Source organism: Aquamicrobium soli, assembly GCF_042646345.1.
Taxonomy (GTDB): domain Bacteria; phylum Pseudomonadota; class Alphaproteobacteria; order Rhizobiales; family Rhizobiaceae; genus Mesorhizobium; species Mesorhizobium soli_A.
Map to the genome: position 1 here is coordinate 432,311 of NZ_JBHRTK010000012.1, position 17,145 is coordinate 449,455.

The 17,145-nt window shown below is 65.1% G+C and carries 16 protein-coding genes and 1 tRNA gene; 7 read left to right on the top strand and 10 right to left on the bottom strand.

The window, feature by feature from the left end:
• The first annotated feature begins 69 nt into the window (after positions 1 to 69).
• Positions 70 to 474, top strand: a complete 405-nt coding sequence (locus ACFOHJ_RS11880; RefSeq protein ID WP_378220715.1) for a hypothetical protein — start codon at positions 70 to 72, stop codon at positions 472 to 474.
• 584 nt (positions 475 to 1,058) lie between these two features.
• On the opposite strand, the gene ACFOHJ_RS11885 is transcribed toward ACFOHJ_RS11880, so the two are convergent.
• The 3 genes from ACFOHJ_RS11885 to ACFOHJ_RS11895 all read right to left on the bottom strand — a co-directional run bounded on the left by ACFOHJ_RS11885 (position 1,059) and on the right by ACFOHJ_RS11895 (position 2,665).
• Entirely contained in the window at positions 1,059 to 1,466 is a 408-nt protein-coding gene (locus tag ACFOHJ_RS11885; protein WP_378220716.1) for a hypothetical protein, read from the bottom strand.
• Between the two features lie 762 nt (positions 1,467 to 2,228).
• A complete protein-coding gene (locus ACFOHJ_RS11890) occupies positions 2,229 to 2,441 on the bottom strand; it encodes a hypothetical protein (RefSeq protein ID WP_378220717.1) in 213 nt (70 codons plus the stop codon).
• 147 nt (positions 2,442 to 2,588) lie between these two features.
• Positions 2,589 to 2,665 (bottom strand) — tRNA-Arg (locus ACFOHJ_RS11895).
• 262 nt (positions 2,666 to 2,927) lie between these two features.
• Between ACFOHJ_RS11895 and ACFOHJ_RS11900 the strand changes: the two genes are divergently transcribed.
• The 6 genes from ACFOHJ_RS11900 (at position 2,928) to ACFOHJ_RS11925 (ending at position 8,613) form a co-directional block, all read left to right on the top strand.
• Complete coding sequence (locus tag ACFOHJ_RS11900; protein ID WP_378220718.1) at positions 2,928 to 3,587, top strand: phosphoribosylanthranilate isomerase; 660 nt, start codon at positions 2,928 to 2,930, stop codon at positions 3,585 to 3,587.
• Positions 3,588 to 3,612: 25 nt separating this feature from the next.
• Positions 3,613 to 4,833 (top strand): tryptophan synthase subunit beta, encoded by a 1,221-nt coding sequence (trpB, locus tag ACFOHJ_RS11905; RefSeq protein WP_378220719.1) that lies wholly within the window; start codon positions 3,613 to 3,615, stop codon positions 4,831 to 4,833.
• A 1-nt stretch (position 4,834) separates the two neighbouring features.
• A complete protein-coding gene (gene trpA, locus ACFOHJ_RS11910) occupies positions 4,835 to 5,689 on the top strand; it encodes a tryptophan synthase subunit alpha (protein ID WP_378220720.1) in 855 nt (284 codons plus the stop codon).
• Between the two features lie 44 nt (positions 5,690 to 5,733).
• Positions 5,734 to 6,657, top strand: coding sequence for an acetyl-CoA carboxylase, carboxyltransferase subunit beta (accD, locus tag ACFOHJ_RS11915; RefSeq protein WP_378220721.1), 924 nt, complete (start codon positions 5,734 to 5,736; stop codon positions 6,655 to 6,657).
• A gap of 94 nt (positions 6,658 to 6,751) precedes the next feature.
• Positions 6,752 to 8,083, top strand: coding sequence for a bifunctional folylpolyglutamate synthase/dihydrofolate synthase (locus ACFOHJ_RS11920; protein ID WP_378221546.1), 1,332 nt, complete (start codon positions 6,752 to 6,754; stop codon positions 8,081 to 8,083).
• A gap of 116 nt (positions 8,084 to 8,199) precedes the next feature.
• A complete protein-coding gene (locus ACFOHJ_RS11925; protein WP_378220722.1) occupies positions 8,200 to 8,613 on the top strand; it encodes a hypothetical protein in 414 nt (137 codons plus the stop codon).
• A gap of 66 nt (positions 8,614 to 8,679) precedes the next feature.
• On the opposite strand, the gene lpdA is transcribed toward ACFOHJ_RS11925, so the two are convergent.
• The 7 genes from lpdA to sucD form a co-directional block, all read right to left on the bottom strand.
• Positions 8,680 to 10,083 carry a dihydrolipoyl dehydrogenase gene (lpdA, locus tag ACFOHJ_RS11930; protein WP_378220723.1) on the bottom strand — a complete coding sequence of 468 codons (1,404 nt, stop codon included), beginning with the start codon at positions 10,081 to 10,083 and terminating at the stop codon, positions 8,680 to 8,682.
• A 22-nt stretch (positions 10,084 to 10,105) separates the two neighbouring features.
• Entirely contained in the window at positions 10,106 to 10,858 is a 753-nt protein-coding gene (locus ACFOHJ_RS11935; RefSeq protein ID WP_378220724.1) for an SDR family oxidoreductase, read from the bottom strand.
• On the bottom strand, positions 10,855 to 11,373 hold the full coding sequence (locus ACFOHJ_RS11940; RefSeq protein ID WP_378221548.1) for a hypothetical protein: 519 nt from the start codon (positions 11,371 to 11,373) through the stop codon (positions 10,855 to 10,857). The genes ACFOHJ_RS11935 and ACFOHJ_RS11940 overlap by 4 nt, the downstream gene beginning before the upstream one ends.
• A 14-nt stretch (positions 11,374 to 11,387) precedes the next feature.
• Entirely contained in the window at positions 11,388 to 11,789 is a 402-nt protein-coding gene (locus ACFOHJ_RS11945) for an MAPEG family protein (protein WP_378220725.1), read from the bottom strand.
• 36 nt (positions 11,790 to 11,825) lie between these two features.
• A complete protein-coding gene (gene odhB, locus ACFOHJ_RS11950; protein ID WP_378220726.1) occupies positions 11,826 to 13,100 on the bottom strand; it encodes a 2-oxoglutarate dehydrogenase complex dihydrolipoyllysine-residue succinyltransferase in 1,275 nt (424 codons plus the stop codon).
• Between the two features lie 34 nt (positions 13,101 to 13,134).
• Positions 13,135 to 16,122 (bottom strand): 2-oxoglutarate dehydrogenase E1 component, encoded by a 2,988-nt coding sequence (locus ACFOHJ_RS11955; protein WP_378220727.1) that lies wholly within the window; start codon positions 16,120 to 16,122, stop codon positions 13,135 to 13,137.
• 119 nt (positions 16,123 to 16,241) lie between these two features.
• Positions 16,242 to 17,144: a succinate--CoA ligase subunit alpha gene (gene sucD, locus ACFOHJ_RS11960; RefSeq protein WP_378220728.1), complete on the bottom strand. Its 903-nt coding sequence runs from the start codon at positions 17,142 to 17,144 to the stop codon at positions 16,242 to 16,244.
• Position 17,145: the final 1 nt, after the last annotated feature.

The window sequence follows — 17,145 nt, forward strand, 5'->3', positions numbered from 1 at the left end:
AGCGCAAGCGCAAAGAAATGCGCTACCGCTTGTTTTACGCGCCCGATAAGCCAAGGGACCGGAAAACTGATGTTCTGGCATATAAGCCACCGTGCAGATCCGTTTGCGGCTGATATTGCCGATCGCCATTACAGCCGGCAGACGGTTGGCTCGCCTCAATTTGTACCGCCTGGGTCGTGTTTTGTACTCAAAGCGCAGACGACAACCGGCCGCGCCTATTGGGTTACGTCATGGCCACTCGCAGAGTTTACGAAACATGCGTGGGCCGGCGCGTGGATATGCTCAGCGTTCCGCAACGAGGCAGCGGGCAAGGCTACCGACATGATCGTGCAGGCCATCGCGGCCACACGCGCTCATTATGGCGAGCCGCCACCGCTGGGCATGGTGACTTTTGTTGATCGGGACAAGGTCAAGCCCACAATGGTTCGAGGAAATCCCGTGTACGGGATGGACCTTCCGCAGGGCCGGCTTTGAAGAATGCGGGGAAACGAAGGGTGGCCTACTCGCGTTACAATTGTTGCCCGCGGCGATGCCGCGCGCTGAGCTTGCAATAGGGCAGCAGCCGAGTCTGTTTCCGGCAAATGATAATTCTACTAGAAGGGAAGTCGCCTAATGGACCTCGCTACCGCCTACGAGCTTGCAGCCCAATGGCACGACAAGAACGCGCGCGGATGCCGCGATATTGCGGACGACCGTTTGCGCGTAGGTGCTGACGTGGCCAGGAATGCTAAAGAAGCGGCCAAGCATCACGCGGCAAGCGCTGCCGGATTGAGACTGGCCGCAATTGAGGTGAGGAGGAGGGGGCTTACGTCGTGAAGGGCAGTCGCGAACTAAAGCGGTACGTTTCTGTCTTGCGTAAGGTTCGCGGCAAGAAGAACGGCGTGATCGGATCTTGGGGATTCGATGACCTGAAAATCTTCAAACTGGAGCGGTGCAAGAAGTGGCGCAAGGCACATCGTCGGCCGCGCGACGGGTATCTGCTATAAGCGGCCCGTCACCTTCTTATAGCCCCGCCACCCTGCCGCCCCGCTTGCTACCCGCAGGCGGGGCTTTTCTGTTTAAGCCGCCCGCCGCTTCCTGGGCTTTAGCGTACCGGCAGCGATTGCTGCCTCGCGCTCAGCAGGTGTCATGCGCCCACGACGCTTTTGCGGCTTACCGCCAGCCAGTGACTCTGCCGTGACATTGCGCAGGAACATCGACGGAGAGAACATGCCGTCGCCCTCACGCTTGAAGCCGGCCGCAACCTTGTCTGGAAGGAGCCCGTTGTCATGCAGCCACTTTACGCCGGCGACAACAGCGTCAATGTGCTGGTTGGCTTCGGCGGCTAACGCCTCCTTTGCCTTAACCAACTCACGGCGGCTAAGTTCGGCTTCTGCCAACTCGATCTCGGCCTTAAGCCGCGCCAACTCTGCTCGAGACTTTTCCAGCAGTTCCGGGCGCAGTTTCTCGATATCGCTAACAGCCATGCGCGTTATCCCTCTAGGCGGCATTGCCGCATAACGCGCATGGCTATACATCACGACGCTTATGGCGTCTAGCGCCCGCAGGTCGCTACTAACCGACCACAGCTAGCACGGGATCAGCCTATATGTGCCGACCCACTCCTCGCCATCCGCCTCGCGCCAGTGGATAAGCCAGCGCCCATCGCTATCCCACACGGCCCGTACAGCGCCGCGGCCTCTGGTTGTGTCTCGCATCTTGCACGGCACGTCTTCGGTGTTACGCTCGCCCTTACCCGCCGCACACACGCACGGCAAACCTTTCCGCTTCATGTCTCAGTTTCCCAAAAGATTGTTGTTGCTCTTGGGCGCCATGCGTGGCCGCAAACCGCGACACCAACCGTTGGCGCCAGTCCGCATCTCAATGCTTTGTCAGTCTGCCGTCGTGATCCTGCGGCAAGCCGGGGGTTGATCGCGTGTTGGAAACACGCCGGCGCCTTTTAGCCGGAGCTTGGACATAGAACGCCGCCCCCGGCCGAAGCCAAGGTGCGTGCGTCGCCGCCAAGCAGGCGCACATTTCGACGCCTGTAGCGTCTATTCCAATCCGGGCGATCAAGCCCGAATCCGAGTGTAGGTGGTAGGACCAAGCGCGCAAGCGGAAAACCGACATGCGGTGGCGTGTTAACAGGAGCGTTGCAATATGGTTACTTTCCGTGACGAGAGCGGGCAAAAAAGAAAGCCCGCCCCTGATGACAGGAAGCGGGCCGCACCGTCGTGGTGGCAATTGTGTTAGGGGCTACCCATCCGATCCTTCACCCACCGCGCCAGATAGTCCGCCGTCGCTGGCGACAGCACCACGCGCTTGCCCTGCGCCGCTTGCGACAGCATCTTGTCGGCCAAGTCCTGCAGGTCTACCCACTGGGCACGCTTACGGCTTGCTGCGGCCGAGACGGCACGCAGTTGCTCGTCGGATATCCATTCTCGGGGCGGATTGTGGGCCATGGATCATAGGAACATATTCCTTGGAGAAGGGCAAGACAAAGCCATTGCGCCGGAACACAAGCGGCACAAATTTTGCAAAACGTTTGCAAAATGCAAACTAGGTCACGTTTTGCCGCGCCAAAATACTCAATGAAATCAATGATGAAATGGCGCGCCCGAAAGGATTCGAACCTCTGACCCCCAGATTCGTAGTCTGGTGCTCTATCCAGCTGAGCTACGGGCGCGCATTGGACCGTCACGATTACGGCCGCCGCCGGCTGATGGATCACCAACAGCGCGAGCGAGGTGTTCACTAACGGCTGAATTTCCGAAATGCAAGCTGTCTGCACAAAAGTTTTACGAGACCCGGCAACATCCGTGCCGAAGCCGTGACGGCGGCTTCGGGTTCGCGTTACCGCCCGCCTGCGCCCGCCGGGCCGTTCCCGCCTTGGCGGCAACGGTGCGCTTTTCCTCGACTCTTCGGCCGTTTCATGCCAATTGCGCGGCATGGCTTTCGATATCAAGATATGCGGGCTGAAGACCGATGCCGCGCTTGCCGCTGCGCTGGCCGGCGGAGCGAGCCATGTCGGCTTCATCTTCTTTGCCAAAAGCCCCCGCAATATCGATCCGGCCGAGGCCGGGCGCCTGCGCCAGGCCGTGCGCGGGCGGGCGAAGGCCGTTGCCGTATCGGTCGACGCCACCGATGCCTTCCTGGACGCGATCGTCGCCGGGATGCAGCCCGACATGCTTCAGCTTCACGGGCGCGAAACGCCGGAGCGGGTCGCCGCCGTCAAGGCGCGTTACGGCCTGCCGGTGATGAAGGCCCTGCCGGTCAGCGAAGCCTCCGATATTGCCGGGCTGAAGCCCTATCTCGGCGTCGCCGACCGCTTCCTGTTCGACGCCAAGCCGCCGAAAGACGCGGTGCTTCCCGGCGGCAATGGCGTGGCCTTCGACTGGCGCCTGCTCGCAGGCCTTGACGCCAGGATCGATTACATGCTTTCCGGAGGGCTCAACGCCAGCAACATCGGCGAAGCACTCCGGCTTGCGAACCCTCCCGGCCTCGATGTCTCATCGGGGGTGGAAAGCGCGCCGGGCATCAAGGATCCGGCGTTGATCGAGCAATTCTTCCGGGCGGTCAAGGCGGCTGCCGACAACCGCGCCGCCTGACATTCGGCTTTCAAGGAGATCGGCGATGAACAAGCCGGCACTGCCCAATTCCTTCCGTACCGGACCCGACGAACAGGGCATGTTCGGCATCTTCGGCGGTCGCTTCGTCGCCGAGACGCTGATGCCGCTGATCCTCGAGCTGGAGCAGCACTGGAACAAGGCCAAGGACGATCCCGAGTTCAAGGCGGAACTGAAGAATCTTTCCACCTATTACGCGGGGAGGCCTTCCAAGCTCTATTTCGCCGAAGGCCTGACCCGCCACCTGGGCGGCGCCAAGGTCTATTTCAAGCGCGAGGACCTGAACCACACCGGCTCGCACAAGATCAACAACTGCCTCGGCCAGATCCTGCTCGCCAAGCGCATGGGCAAGAAGCGCATCATCGCCGAGACAGGCGCCGGCCAGCACGGCGTTGCCTCGGCCACCGTCGCGGCGCGTTTCGGGTTCCCCTGCGTGGTCTATATGGGCGCGACCGACGTCGCCCGCCAAAGCCCCAACGTCTTCCGCATGAAGCTTCTGGGCGCCGAGGTGCGGCCGGTCAGCGCCGGCCACGGCACGCTCAAGGACGCGATGAACGAAGCGCTGCGCGACTGGGTCACCAATGTCGAGGACACCTACTATCTGATCGGCACCGCCGCCGGCCCGCATCCCTATCCGGAGATGGTGCGCGACTTCCAGTCGGCGATCGGTTCGGAAGCGCGCGCGCAGGTGCTGGAGCAGGAGGGCAGGCTGCCTGACGTCATCATCGCGGCGGTCGGCGGCGGCTCCAACGCCATCGGCCTGTTCCATCCGTTCCTCGACGACAAGGACGTGAAGATCATCGGCGTCGAGGCGGGCGGGCGCGGGCTGGACGGCATCGAGCACTGCGCCTCGATGAATGCCGGCCGGCCGGGCGTGCTGCACGGCAACCGCACCTACCTGCTGCAGAACGAGGATGGCCAGATCCTCGACGGCCATTCGATTTCCGCCGGGCTGGATTATCCCGGCGTCGGCCCGGAGCATAGCTGGCTGCGCGACACGGGCCGAGTCGACTATGTGCCGATCCTCGACGACGAGGCGCTGGAGGCGTTCCAGCTCACCACGCGCGTGGAAGGCATCATCCCGGCGCTGGAATCGGCGCATGCCATCGCCCAGGCGGTCAAGATCGCGCCGACGATGAACAAGGACCAGATCGTCATCGTCAACCTGTCGGGACGTGGCGACAAGGACGTGCATACGGTCGCCTCGATGATGGGCATGGAGATCTGACATGACCAATTCTCCCCTTGGGACCCGCATCGATCGCCGCATGGCGAAGCTCAAGGCCGAGAGCCGCCCGGCGCTGGTCACCTATTTCATGGGTGGCGATCCGGACTACGACACCTCGCTGTCGATCATGAAGGCGCTCGGCCGCTCGGGCGCCGACATCATCGAGCTCGGCATGCCGTTCTCCGACCCGATGGCCGACGGCCCGGCGATCCAGGCGGCAGGCCTGCGCTCGCTGAAGGCCGGCCAGACGCTGGTCAAGACGCTGCAGATGGCGGCGGATTTCCGGAAGGGCGACGACGAGACGCCGATCGTGCTGATGGGCTACTATAACCCGATCTACATCTACGGCGTCGAGCGCTTCCTCAACGATGCCAAGGCGTCCGGCATCGACGGGCTCATCGTCGTCGACCTGCCGCCGGAAATGGACGAGGAACTGTGCATTCCGGCGCTCAAGGCCGGCATCAACTTCATCCGGCTGGCGACGCCGACCACCGACGACAAGCGCCTGCCCAAGGTGCTGCAGAACACGTCCGGCTTCGTCTACTACGTGTCGATGACCGGCATCACCGGCTCCGCGCTGGCCGACACCGACCGCGTGGCCGATGCCGTCAAGCGCATCAAGGGCCACACCGACCTGCCGGTCTGCGTCGGCTTCGGCGTCAAGACGGCGGAGCAGGCGCGGGTGATCGGCGCATCGGCCGACGGCGTCGTCGTCGGCACGGCCATCGTCAACGCCGTCGCCAACGTGCTCGGCCCGAAGGGCGAGCGCACCGCCGATCCGGCCGAGGCGGTGGCTACGCTGGTGAGCGGGCTGGCGCAGGGCGTGCGCGCGTCCCGCCTTGCCGCCGCCGAATAGTTTTCCTACCTCTCTGGACAACGGCAGGGACTGGAGCCAACGCGATGAACTGGATCACCAATTTCGTCCGCCCGAAGATCAATTCGATGCTGGGGCGGCGCGAAATGCCGGAAAATCTCTGGATCAAGGATCCCGAGAGCGGCGAAATGGTCTTCCACAAGGACCTGGAAGAGAACCAGTACGTCATTCCGTCATCCGGGCACCACATGAAGATTTCGGCCAAGGAGCGGCTGAAGTTCTTCTTCGACGACGGCAAGTTCGAGACGCTGGAAAACCCCAAGGTCGTGCAGGACCCGCTGAAGTTCCGCGACGAGAAGCGCTACACCGACCGGCTGAAGGAAGCCAAGTCGAAGACCAGCCTGGAAGACGCCATCGTCAATGCGCTGGGCTCGATCGAGGGCCTGCCGGTGGTCGTCACCGTGCAGGACTTCGCCTTCATGGGCGGCTCGCTCGGCATGGCGGCGGGCGAGGCCATCGTGCATGGCTTCGAGACGGCGCTGAAGCGCAAGCGCCCGCTGATCCTGTTCGCCGCTTCCGGCGGCGCGCGCATGCAGGAGGGCATCCTGTCCCTCATGCAGTTGCCGCGCACCACCGTCGCCCTCGACCGGCTTAAGGAAGCCGGGCTGCCCTATATCGTCGTGCTGACAAACCCGACCACCGGCGGCGTCACCGCCTCCTATGCGATGCTGGGCGACGTGCACATTGCCGAGCCCGGCGCGCTGATCGGCTTCGCCGGCCCCCGCGTCATCGAGCAGACCATCCGCGAAAAGCTGCCGGACGGCTTCCAGCGCTCGGAATATCTGATGGAACACGGCATGGTCGACATGGTTGTGTCGCGTCTGGACATGCGTTCCACCATCGCCCGGTTGTTGAAGATGCTGCTCAAGCTGCCCGAGACGCGCGAGTCGCTGGAACCGGAAATCCTGCCGCCCGCGGTTGCCAAGCCGGAAGCCCGCCCAGGCGTCTGACGCGGCGTCTTGAATTCAGCGCCGCCCTGGCTGTCCAGCATGGCCCAGGCGGCGGTTCGTCTATGCCTCGGGCTTTCGTTTACGGGCCGCTATGATGACCATCCTTGCCGCTGAACGCGAAATCGAAAGCCTGCTTTCGCTGCATCCGAAGGGCTACGACCTGTCGCTGGACCGGGTGAGGCGGCTTCTGGACAAGCTCGGCAACCCGCAGGACAGGCTGCCGCCGGTGATCCATATCGCCGGCACCAACGGCAAGGGCTCCTGCGCCGCGTTCTCGCGCGCCTTGCTGGAGGCCGCCGGCTATAGCGTGCACACCCATACCTCGCCGCACCTGGTGCATTGGAACGAGCGCTACCGCCTCGGCGCCGAAGGCGGCGGCAGGCTGGTCGAGGACAAGGTCTTTGCCGAGGCGATCGCGCGCGCCGCGCGCGCCAATGGCGGGGAAACCATCACCGTCTTCGAAATCCTGACCGCCGTCGGCTTCCTCCTGTTTTCCGAGCATCCGGCCGATGTCGTCATCCTCGAGGTCGGCCTCGGCGGCCGCTTCGACGCCACCAACGTCATCCCCGCGCCGGCTGTCTCGGTGGTCATGCCGATATCGCTCGACCATCAGGCCTATCTCGGCGACCGCGTCGAGCTGATCGCGGCGGAGAAAGCCGGCATCATCAAGCGCGGCTGCCCGGTGGTGATCGGCGCGCAGGGGAGCGATGCGGCACGGCAGGTCCTGATCGAGACCGCCGAAAGGCTCGACTGCCCGATGCAGGTCTACGGGCAGGATTTCTTCGCCTATGGCGAAAACGGCCGCATGGTCTACCAGGACACCGACGGGCTGATGGACCTGCCGCCGCCGCGGCTGCCGGGACGCCACCAGTTCGCCAACGCGGCCGCGGCGATCGCCGGGGTCAAGGCAGCGGGCCTGACGCTTGGCGAGCGTGCGGTGGAACAGGCGATGGTCGAGGTTTCGTGGCCCGGCCGCATGCAGAAACTGACGCAGGGCAGGCTGGTCGACCTCGCCCCGCCGGGAGCCGAAATCTGGCTCGACGGCGGCCATAATCCCGATGCGGGCATGGTCATCGCGGAAGCGATGGCCGAGCAGGAGGAAAAGAACCCCCGGTCGCTGTTCCTCATCTCCGGCATGATCAACACCAAGGACCAGAGCGGCTATTTCCATGCCTTCAAGGGGCTGGTGCGCCATGTCTACACGGTGCCGGGAAGTTTCAGCGACGCCGGGGTCCCGAACGACGAACTGGCGGCGCGGGCAACCGAGGCCGGCCTGTCGGCCGAGCCGGTGAGTTCCGTCGCCAACGCGCTGATGCTGCTGCGGGATACCTGGGACCCCGCGGAGGTGCCGCCGCGCATCCTGATCGGCGGTTCGCTCTATCTGGCCGGCACCGTATTGGCCGAAAACGGCACGCCGCCGGAGTGATCCGCCCGGCTGCCGCCGTGTCGCGGCGGGCAAATTTCCTCGGCGATGAAACCCAATCGTCCATCGTGCGTTGACAGGCAACGATCGATTGCTTTTCAATCACGGAGGACTTTGTCATGGCGAATAAACCGAGAGACACCGATCCGCTGGATCCCCTGCGGGACGATCCGCTCAATCCGGTTCCCCCCCGGGCCGATCCGGTAGTCAACAACCGCGTCTCGTCGGGTTCAGGCGGCAGCATCTGGCTGATCGTAGTGATCGTCCTCATTCTTGCGGCCGTCGCGTATTACATTTTCGGGCGAACCGGCACTTCCACTTCGCCGGAAAATCCGCCGGCCGCGACCGAGTCGGCTCCGTCCACGACCACCCCGGCGCCTTCCACCACGGAACCCGCGCCAGCCACGCCGGCACCTTCGACCGCTCCGGCCCCGGCCGAGCCGGCCAAGCCTGCTCCCGCTCCGGCGGAACCGGCGCCTGCCCCGGCGCAGCCCGCGCCTGCGCAACCGGCACAGCCGGCACCGGCCAACTGACCGGGCACGCATGAAACGAAACGGCCCGCCGAAATGGCGGGCCGTTTGCATTGCGGCGTTTCAACGTCAGATGTGGATCGGCTTGAAGAAGGTGGCGAGCGCGGCTTCCTTCACCGCTTCCGACATGGTCGGGTGGGCGTGGCAGGTCCTGGCCAGGTCCTCCGACGAGCCGCCGAACTCCATCAGCACCGCCGCCTCGTGGATCATCTCGCCGGCTCCGAAGCCGACGATGTGGACGCCGAGCACCTTGTCGCTCTTCTTGTCCGCCAGGATCTTGACGAAGCCGTCGGTGTGCAGCATGGCGCGCGCGCGGCCGTTGGCGGTGAAGGGGAATTTCCCGGCCTTGTAGTCGACGCCGGCCTTCTTCAGCTCTTCCTCGGTCTTGCCGACGGAGGCGACCTCAGGGCTGGTGTAGACCACGCTCGGGATGACGTCGTAGTTCACATGGCCTGCCTGGCCGGCGATGCGCTCGGCGACCGCAACGCCTTCGTCCTCGGCCTTGTGCGCCAGCATCGGTCCGGCGATGGCGTCGCCGATCGCCCAGATGCCCGGCGCGCTGGTTTGCAGGTGGGCGTCGGTCTTGACGCGGCCACGCTCGTCGGTCTCGACGCCGGCCTCCTTCAGGCCGAGCCCGTCGGCATAGGCGCGCCGGCCGGTCGCGACCAGCACGACATCGGCATCGATGGTTTCGGCATCGCCGCCCTTTACCGGTTCGAAGGTGACCGAGGCTCCCTTCTTGCCCTTGGCGACGGCCGTCACCTTCGAGCCCAGCTTGAACTCGAAGCCCTGCTTGGCCAGCATGCGCTGGAACTGCTTCGACACTTCGCCGTCCATGCCGCCGAGGATGGTGTCGAGGAACTCCACCACCGTGACCTTGGCGCCGAGGCGCGCCCATACCGAGCCGAGTTCCAGCCCGATGACGCCGCCGCCGACCACGATCAGCTTTTCCGGCACCTTCGCCAGCGTAAGCGCGCCGGTGGAGGAGACGATCACCTTCTCGTCGATGTCGACCTGGACGCCGGGTATGCCGGCAACCTCGGAGCCGGTGGCGATGACGATGTTCCTGCCCTCGACCTCCTGCGCCTTGCCGTCGTCGGCGGTGACGGACACCTTGCCGGCGGCGACGATGCGGCCGATGCCGCGGAAGGTGTCGATCTTGTTCTTCTTGAACAGGAAGGCGACGCCGCTGACATTGGCCGAGACGGTGGCGTCCTTGTGCGCCATCATCTTCGAAAGGTTCAGCTTCGGCGCGACCTCGACGCCCAGCGTGTCGAAGGAATGGCCGGCCTCGGCGAACATCTCCGAAGCGTGCAGCAGTGCCTTGGAGGGGATGCAGCCGATGTTGAGACAGGTGCCGCCGAAGGTCTCGCGCTTTTCCACCACCGCCACTTTGAGGCCAAGCTGCGCAGCCTTGATGGCGCAGACATAGCCACCGGGGCCGGAGCCGATAACGACGACGTCATAAGTCATGTTGTTTCCTTCCTGTATATCGTCAGCGGCCGCCGCCAATGTCCAGCAGCGCGCCTGTTGTATAGGATGCTTCGTCCGAAAGCAGCCATAGCACGGCCGCCGCGATCTCGTCGGCCCTGCCCTCCCGCTTCATCGGAATGAGGCCACGCAGCCGCTCCAGCCTGTCGGGCTGGCCGCCGGAAGCGTGGATTTCGGTGTCGATCAGCCCCGGCCGCACGGCGTTGACGCGGATGCCCTCGGCAGCCACCTCGCGGGCGAGGCCGATCGTGAACGTATCGATCGCGCCCTTGGACGCGGCGTAGTCGACATATTCGCCCGGCGAGCCGAGCGTCGCGGCTACCGAGGACAGGTTGACGATGGCGCCGCCATGGCCGCCATTGGTGGCCGACATGCGCCTGACGGCTTCGCGCGCGCACAGGATCGAGCCGACGACATTGACGCGCATCATCCGCTCCAGCCGCTCCGCACTCATGTCTGAGACCTGTGCTTTCGCGCCGACGATGCCCGCATTGTTGACCAGCCCGTCCAGCCGGCCGAAGCGCCCATCCACCGCTTCGAACAAGCGCAGGATGTCGGCTTCGCTGCCGATGTCGGCCTGTGCCGCAAACGCCTCTCCGCCCTTCTGGGTGACCTCATGGACGACCGCTTCGGCGGCGGCCGCATTCGAGACATAGCTGAAGGCCACCCGCCAGCCGCGCGTCACCGCCCCGCGCACCACCTCGGCGCCGATGCCCCGGCTGCCGCCGGTGACCAGGAGCACCTTCGAGCCGCTCATTCCTGGCAACCCTTCAACGCGAAAACGTCCCATGGCAGTTTGGAAAAGCCGCCTTCGCCATAGGCGGAAGACTGCTTGAGCGCGGGGCCGAGATCGGGAAAGACCAGCGTCTGCGGCGCGTCCTGCCTCTCGCCCGGCAGCAGCGAGACCTTGCCCGTTTCGTCCGCGGCGTAGACCACGCCTTCCCACAGGGTGCAGGCCTCGAGTTCCTCCCCGGTCACGTCGCCATCGGGGCAGTCGTACATCAGCGAGGCATAGGGCCGGGCGACGCCGTCGCTCCACATCACCAGGCCGTCGAGCATCACGCCGTTGTCGAGCACCATCTTGAAGCTGTTGGTCACCACCGCCGATTGGCCGGTCGGCCGGAAATCGATGCCGGCGGCCCCGTCCCTGTCGCCGTAGACAGCGAGTTCGATCGGGCAGGCGGCATGGGCGGGAAGCGCGGCCAGCGCCAGGGCGCAGGTCAGCAGCGCGCCGATGGATTTCTGGGAGAACGGCGCTTTGCGGCGTGCCATCATGGCGGCGGCGCTCAGGTCATGAGCCTGGCGAGCATCATCAGGATGCCGACGATGGAGACCACCCAGGCCAGCGTGCGCACCGCCGGTACGCCGAAGGCATAGAGCGGCACATAGACGACGCGGGCGGCGAGCCACAGCCAGGCGCCCGTCGCGGCCATGCCGCCGGTCTTGCCGGTGAGCGCCAGCGCCAGGGCCAGCGCCACGAAGGCCGGATAGGTTTCGAGCAGGTTTTCCAGCGCGCGCTTCAGCCGGCCGGCAACGATGTTGCCCGACTGCCGGTTGTCGTCGCGCGGCCCGAGCAGATACGGCCCGAGATCGTAGATCGATACGGCCTGCAGGATGATCTGCGCGAGCAGGAGCACGACGCTCCAGCCGAGAACGGTGATCTCGGTCGATGCGGCTGCGGCTTCCATGATAACCTCCTTGCGATCTCCGCCCGGCGGCTGTCGTTACAGATCCAGAACCAGCCTTTCCGGGTCCTCCAGGCTTTCCTTCACCCGCACCAGGAAGGTCACGGCTTCCTTGCCGTCGACGATGCGGTGGTCGTAGCTGAGCGCCAGGTACATCATCGGGCGCACGACGATCTGGCCGCCGATCACCACCGGGCGCTCCTGGATCTTGTGCATGCCCAGAATGCCGGACTGCGGCGCGTTGAGGATCGGCGTCGACATCAGCGAGCCGTAGACGCCGCCGTTGGAAATGGTGAAGGTGCCGCCCTGCATGTCGGCGACCGAGAGCTTGCCGTCACGCGCGGCGAGCCCGAGGCGGCCGATCTCCTTCTCGATCTCGGCGATCGACATGGCGTCGGCGTCACGCACCACCGGCACGACGAGGCCCCTGTCGGTGCCGACCGCGACGCCGATATGGGCGAAATTCTTGTAGATGATGTCGGTGCCGTCGATCTCGGCGTTGACCGAGGGAATCTCCTTCAGCGCATGCGTCACCGCCTTGGTGAAGAAGCCCATGAAGCCGAGCTTCACGCCGTGCTTCTTCTCGAAGACGTCCTTGTACTTGGAGCGCAGGTCCATCACGGCCTTCATGTCCACCTCGTTGAAGGTGGTCAGCATGGCGGCGGTGGCCTGGGCTTCCTTCAGGCGGCGCGCAATGGTCTGGCGCAGCTTGGTCATGCGCACGCGTTCCTCGCGCGGCGCGTCGCTTTCCGAAGACGGCGCGCGCGGGGCGGCGGACACGGCCGCGGCCTTTGGCGCTTCCGCCGGCTGCGAGGGCGCGCCCTGCGCGATCGCGTCGAGAACGTCGCCCTTGAGAACCTGGCCGCGCTTGCCCGAGCCGGAGACCTGGTCGGCCGAGAGATTATTTTCCGCCAGAAGCTTCGCCGCCGCCGGGGCCGGGGGCATGGTGCGCTGCTCGATCGGGCCTTCGCCGGCCGTCTTGGCGGTCTGGGCGGCCGCTTCACCGGTCGTGGCGGCGGCGGTCGGAGCGGATGCCTGCGCCACTGCCGTTTCCTGCTTCGGCGCGGGGGCCGCTCCGCCTGCGGAAATCGTGCCGAGCAGGGCGCCGACTTCGACGGTCTCGCCTTCCTTGACGGCGATTTCGGCCAGCGTGCCGGCGGCGGCGGCGGGAACCTCGATCGTCACCTTGTCGGTTTCCAGCTCGACCAGCGGTTCGTCGACGGCGATGGCGTCGCCGACCTTCTTGAACCACTTGCCGATGGTCGCCTCGGTGACGGATTCGCCGAGAGTGGGAACGCGGATTTCGTTAGCCATTGTGCTTTTTTCCGTATTTCTGTCCGGTTGCCAATCAGCCGCCGAGCGCGTCTTCAAGGAACGCGGCGAGCTGCGCCAGATGTTTCGACATGAGCCCGGTGGCCGGCGAAGCGGCGGCCGGGCGGCCCGTGTAGCGTACCCGCTGGTGCTTGGCCTCGATATGCGCCAGCACCCATTCCAGATAGGGGTCGATGAACGACCAGGCGCCCATGTTCTTGGGCTCCTCCTGGCACCACACCATCTCGGCGTTGCGGAAGCGGGAAAGCTCGTTGATCAGCGCCTTGGCCGGGAACGGATAGAGCTGTTCGACGCGCAGCAGGTAGACATCGTTGATGCCGCGCTTCTCGCGCTCCTCGTAGAGGTCGTAATAGACCTTGCCGGTGCACAGGACGACGCGGCGGATCTTGGAATCCTTGACCAGCTTGATCGCCTGGTTGTCCAGGTACTGGGCGTCGTCCCACAGAAGGCGGTGGAACGAGCTTTCGCCGGACATTTCGGCGATGGTGGAAACCGCCCGCTTGTGGCGCAGCAGCGACTTCGGCGTCATCAGGATCAGCGGCTTGCGGAAGTCGCGCTTCAACTGCCGGCGCAGGATGTGGAAGTAGTTGGCCGGCGTCGTGCAGTTCGCCACCTGCATGTTGTCCTCGGCGCAAAGCTGGAGGAAGCGTTCCAGGCGGGCCGAGGAATGCTCCGGTCCCTGGCCCTCGTAGCCGTGCGGCAGCAGGCAGACCAGACCCGACATGCGCAGCCACTTGCGCTCGCCCGACGAGATGAACTGGTCGAACAGCACCTGCGCGCCGTTGGCGAAGTCGCCGAACTGCGCCTCCCACAGGGTCAGCGCCTTCGGGGCGGCCAGCGAATAGCCGTACTCGAAGCCGAGCACCGCCTCTTCCGACAGCATCGAATTGATGACCTCGTAGCCGGCCTGCGCCGCCGACAGGTTGTTGAGCGGGATATAGCGGTTCTCGTCGCGCTGGTCATACAGCACGGAGTGGCGCTGCGAGAAGGTGCCGCGCTCGCTGTCCTGGCCGGAAAGCCGGATCGGGTTGCCGTCGAGCAGGATGGCGCCGAAGGCGAGCGACTCGGCCGTCGCCCAGTCGATGCCCTCGCCAGTTTCGATGGCGTGGCGGCGGTTGTCGAGGAATCGCTGGATGGTGCGATGGACCTCGAAGCCTTTCGGCACCTCGGTCAGCTTCTTGCCGATCTCCTTCAGCGTCTTGACCGGCACCGCCGTCTTGCCGCGGCGCTGCTCGTCTTCGTTGTCGGCGGTCCGCAGGCCCGACCACGCGCCGTCCAGCCAGTCGGCCTTGTTCGGCTTGTAGTGCTGGCCGGCCTCGAATTCCTCTTCGAGGCGGGTGCGCCAGTCGGCCTTCATCCGGTCGAATTCGGCCTGGGTGACGAGACCTTCCGCGATCAGCTTGTCGGCATAGAGCTGCACCGTCGTCTTGTGGGTGCGGATCGAGCGGTACATGATCGGCTGGGTGAAAGCCGGCTCGTCGCCTTCGTTGTGTCCGAAGCGGCGGTAGCAGAACATGTCCACCACCACCGGTTTGTGGAACTTCATGCGGAATTCGGTCGCCACCTTGGTGGCGTGGACCACGGCTTCCGGATCGTCGCCGTTGACGTGGAAGATCGGCGCCTCGATCATCTTGGCCACGTCCGACGGATAGGGCGACGAACGCGAGAAGCGCGGGTTGGTGGTGAAGCCGATCTGGTTGTTGATGATGAAATGCAGGGTGCCGGCGACGCGGTGGCCGCGCAGGCCCGACAGGCCGAGCATTTCGGCGATGACGCCCTGTCCGGCGAAGGCGGCGTCACCGTGGATGAGCAGCGGCAGCACCTTGGCGCGCTCCTCCAGCGGCACGATCTCCTCGCGGCTTCGGGAGGCCAGCAAGTCCTGCTTGGCGCGCGCCTTGCCCATCACCACCGGGTCGACGATCTCGAGGTGGGAAGGGTTGGCCGTCAGCGACAGGTGCACCTTGTTGCCGTCGAATTCGCGGTCGGACGAAGCGCCGAGATGGTACTTCACGTCGCCGGAGCCCTCGACGTCGTCGGGGGCGTAGGAGCCGCCCTTGAACTCGTGGAAGATGGCGCGGTGCGGCTTGGCCATCACCTGGGAAAGCACGTTGAGGCGGCCGCGATGGGCCATGCCGAGCACGATCTCCTTGAGGCCGAGCTGGCCGCCGCGCTTGACGATCTGCTCCAGCGCCGGGATCAGCGATTCGCCGCCGTCAAGGCCGAAGCGCTTGGTGCCCTTGTATTTGACGTCGATGAACTGCTCGAAGCCCTCGGCCTCGATCAGCTTCTGCAGGATCGCCTTCTTGCCGGCCGGGGTGAAGGAAATCTCCTTGTCGGCGCCCTCGATGCGCTCCTGGATCCAGGCCTTCTCCTCGGGGTCGGAGATGTGCATGAACTCGACGCCGAGCGTCGAGCAATAGGTGCGGGTGAGGATCTCCAGCATCTGCCGCACGGTGCCGAATTCCAGCCCGAGCACGTTGTCGAGGAAGATCGGGCGATCGTAATCGGCCTCGGTGAAGCCGTAGTTCTGCGGCGAAAGCTCGTTGTAGTCCTCGAGCTGGCCGGCGATGCCGAGCGGGTCGAGGTTGGCGTGCAGGTGGCCGCGCATGCGGTAGGCGCGGATCATCATGATGGCGTGCACCGAATCGCGCGTCGCCTGGTGGACGTCGGCGTCGGAAACCGGCGTGCCGGCGGCGGCCGCCTTTTCCTTCACCTTCCGCTCGATGACCTTCTCGACCAGGCCCCAATTGCCGTCGAGCGCCGACACCAGTTCGCCGTTGGCGACGAGCGGCCAGCCGGGCTTCTTCCACGAAGCGCCGCGCGCGTTCTTGCGCACGTCGCCGGCGTCATCCTTCAGCGAGGCGAAAAAGGCCTGCCATTCGGGGTCGACCGAAGCGGGGTCGTCCTCGTAGGCCGCCTGGAGCGCCTCGATGTAGTCGGCGTTGCCGCCATAGAGGAACGAAGTGAGGGAGAGTTGGTCGTTGGTTTGATCTTGTCGCGCCATGATCGTCTCGGAGTTCTCGCTCCGGCTCCTTTTCTACCGACCCTCGGCCAGGGCCTCGGGCGTTCGTCGCTTGAAAAGCCCCAAGCGGGGCTTTTCGTCCGGCTGGGCCGGATCACTCCTCATCCCTTGATTGCTTCCACCAGCGTCGTGCCGAGCCGGGCCGGCGAAGGCGAGACCCTGATGCCGGCCGATTCCATGGCCGCGATCTTGTCTTCCGCGCCGCCCTTGCCGCCGGAGATGACCGCGCCGGCATGGCCCATGGTGCGGCCCGGAGGGGCCGTGCGCCCGGCGATGAAGCCGGCCATCGGCTTCCTGCGCCCGCGCCTGGCCTCGTCCTTGAGGAACTGGGCCGCGTCTTCTTCCGCCGAACCGCCGATCTCGCCGATCATGATGATCGACTTGGTCTCGTCGTCAGCCAGGAACATCTCGAGCATGTCGATGAACTCGGTACCCTTCACCGGATCGCCGCCGATGCCGACGGCCGTGGACTGGCCGAGGCCGGCATTGGTGGTCTGGAACACGGCTTCATAGGTAAGCGTTCCCGAGCGGGAAACAACGCCGACCGAGCCCTTGTGGAAGATGTTGGCGGGCATGATGCCGATCTTGCACTGGTCGGGCGTGACGATGCCGGGGCAGTTCGGGCCGATCAGCCGCGACTTCGACTTGTCGAGGCGCGCCTTGACCTTGACCATGTCGAGTACCGGGATGCCCTCTGTGATGCACACGATCAGCGGGATCTCGGCGTCGATCGCCTCGATGATCGCGGCAGCGGCTCCCGCCGGCGGCACATAGACGACCGAGGCGTTGGCGCCCGTCCTCTCCTTGCCTTCGGCGACGCTGGCGAAGATCGGAAGCTTCTCGCCCTTCGAGCCTTCCCACGTCTCGCCGCCCTTCTTGGGGTGGATTCCACCGACCATCTTGGTGCCGTGATAGGCCAGCGCCTGTTCGGTGTGAAAGGTGCCGGTCTTGCCGGTCAGGCCCTGAACCAGGATCTTGGTGTTCTTGTCGATGAGAATGGACATC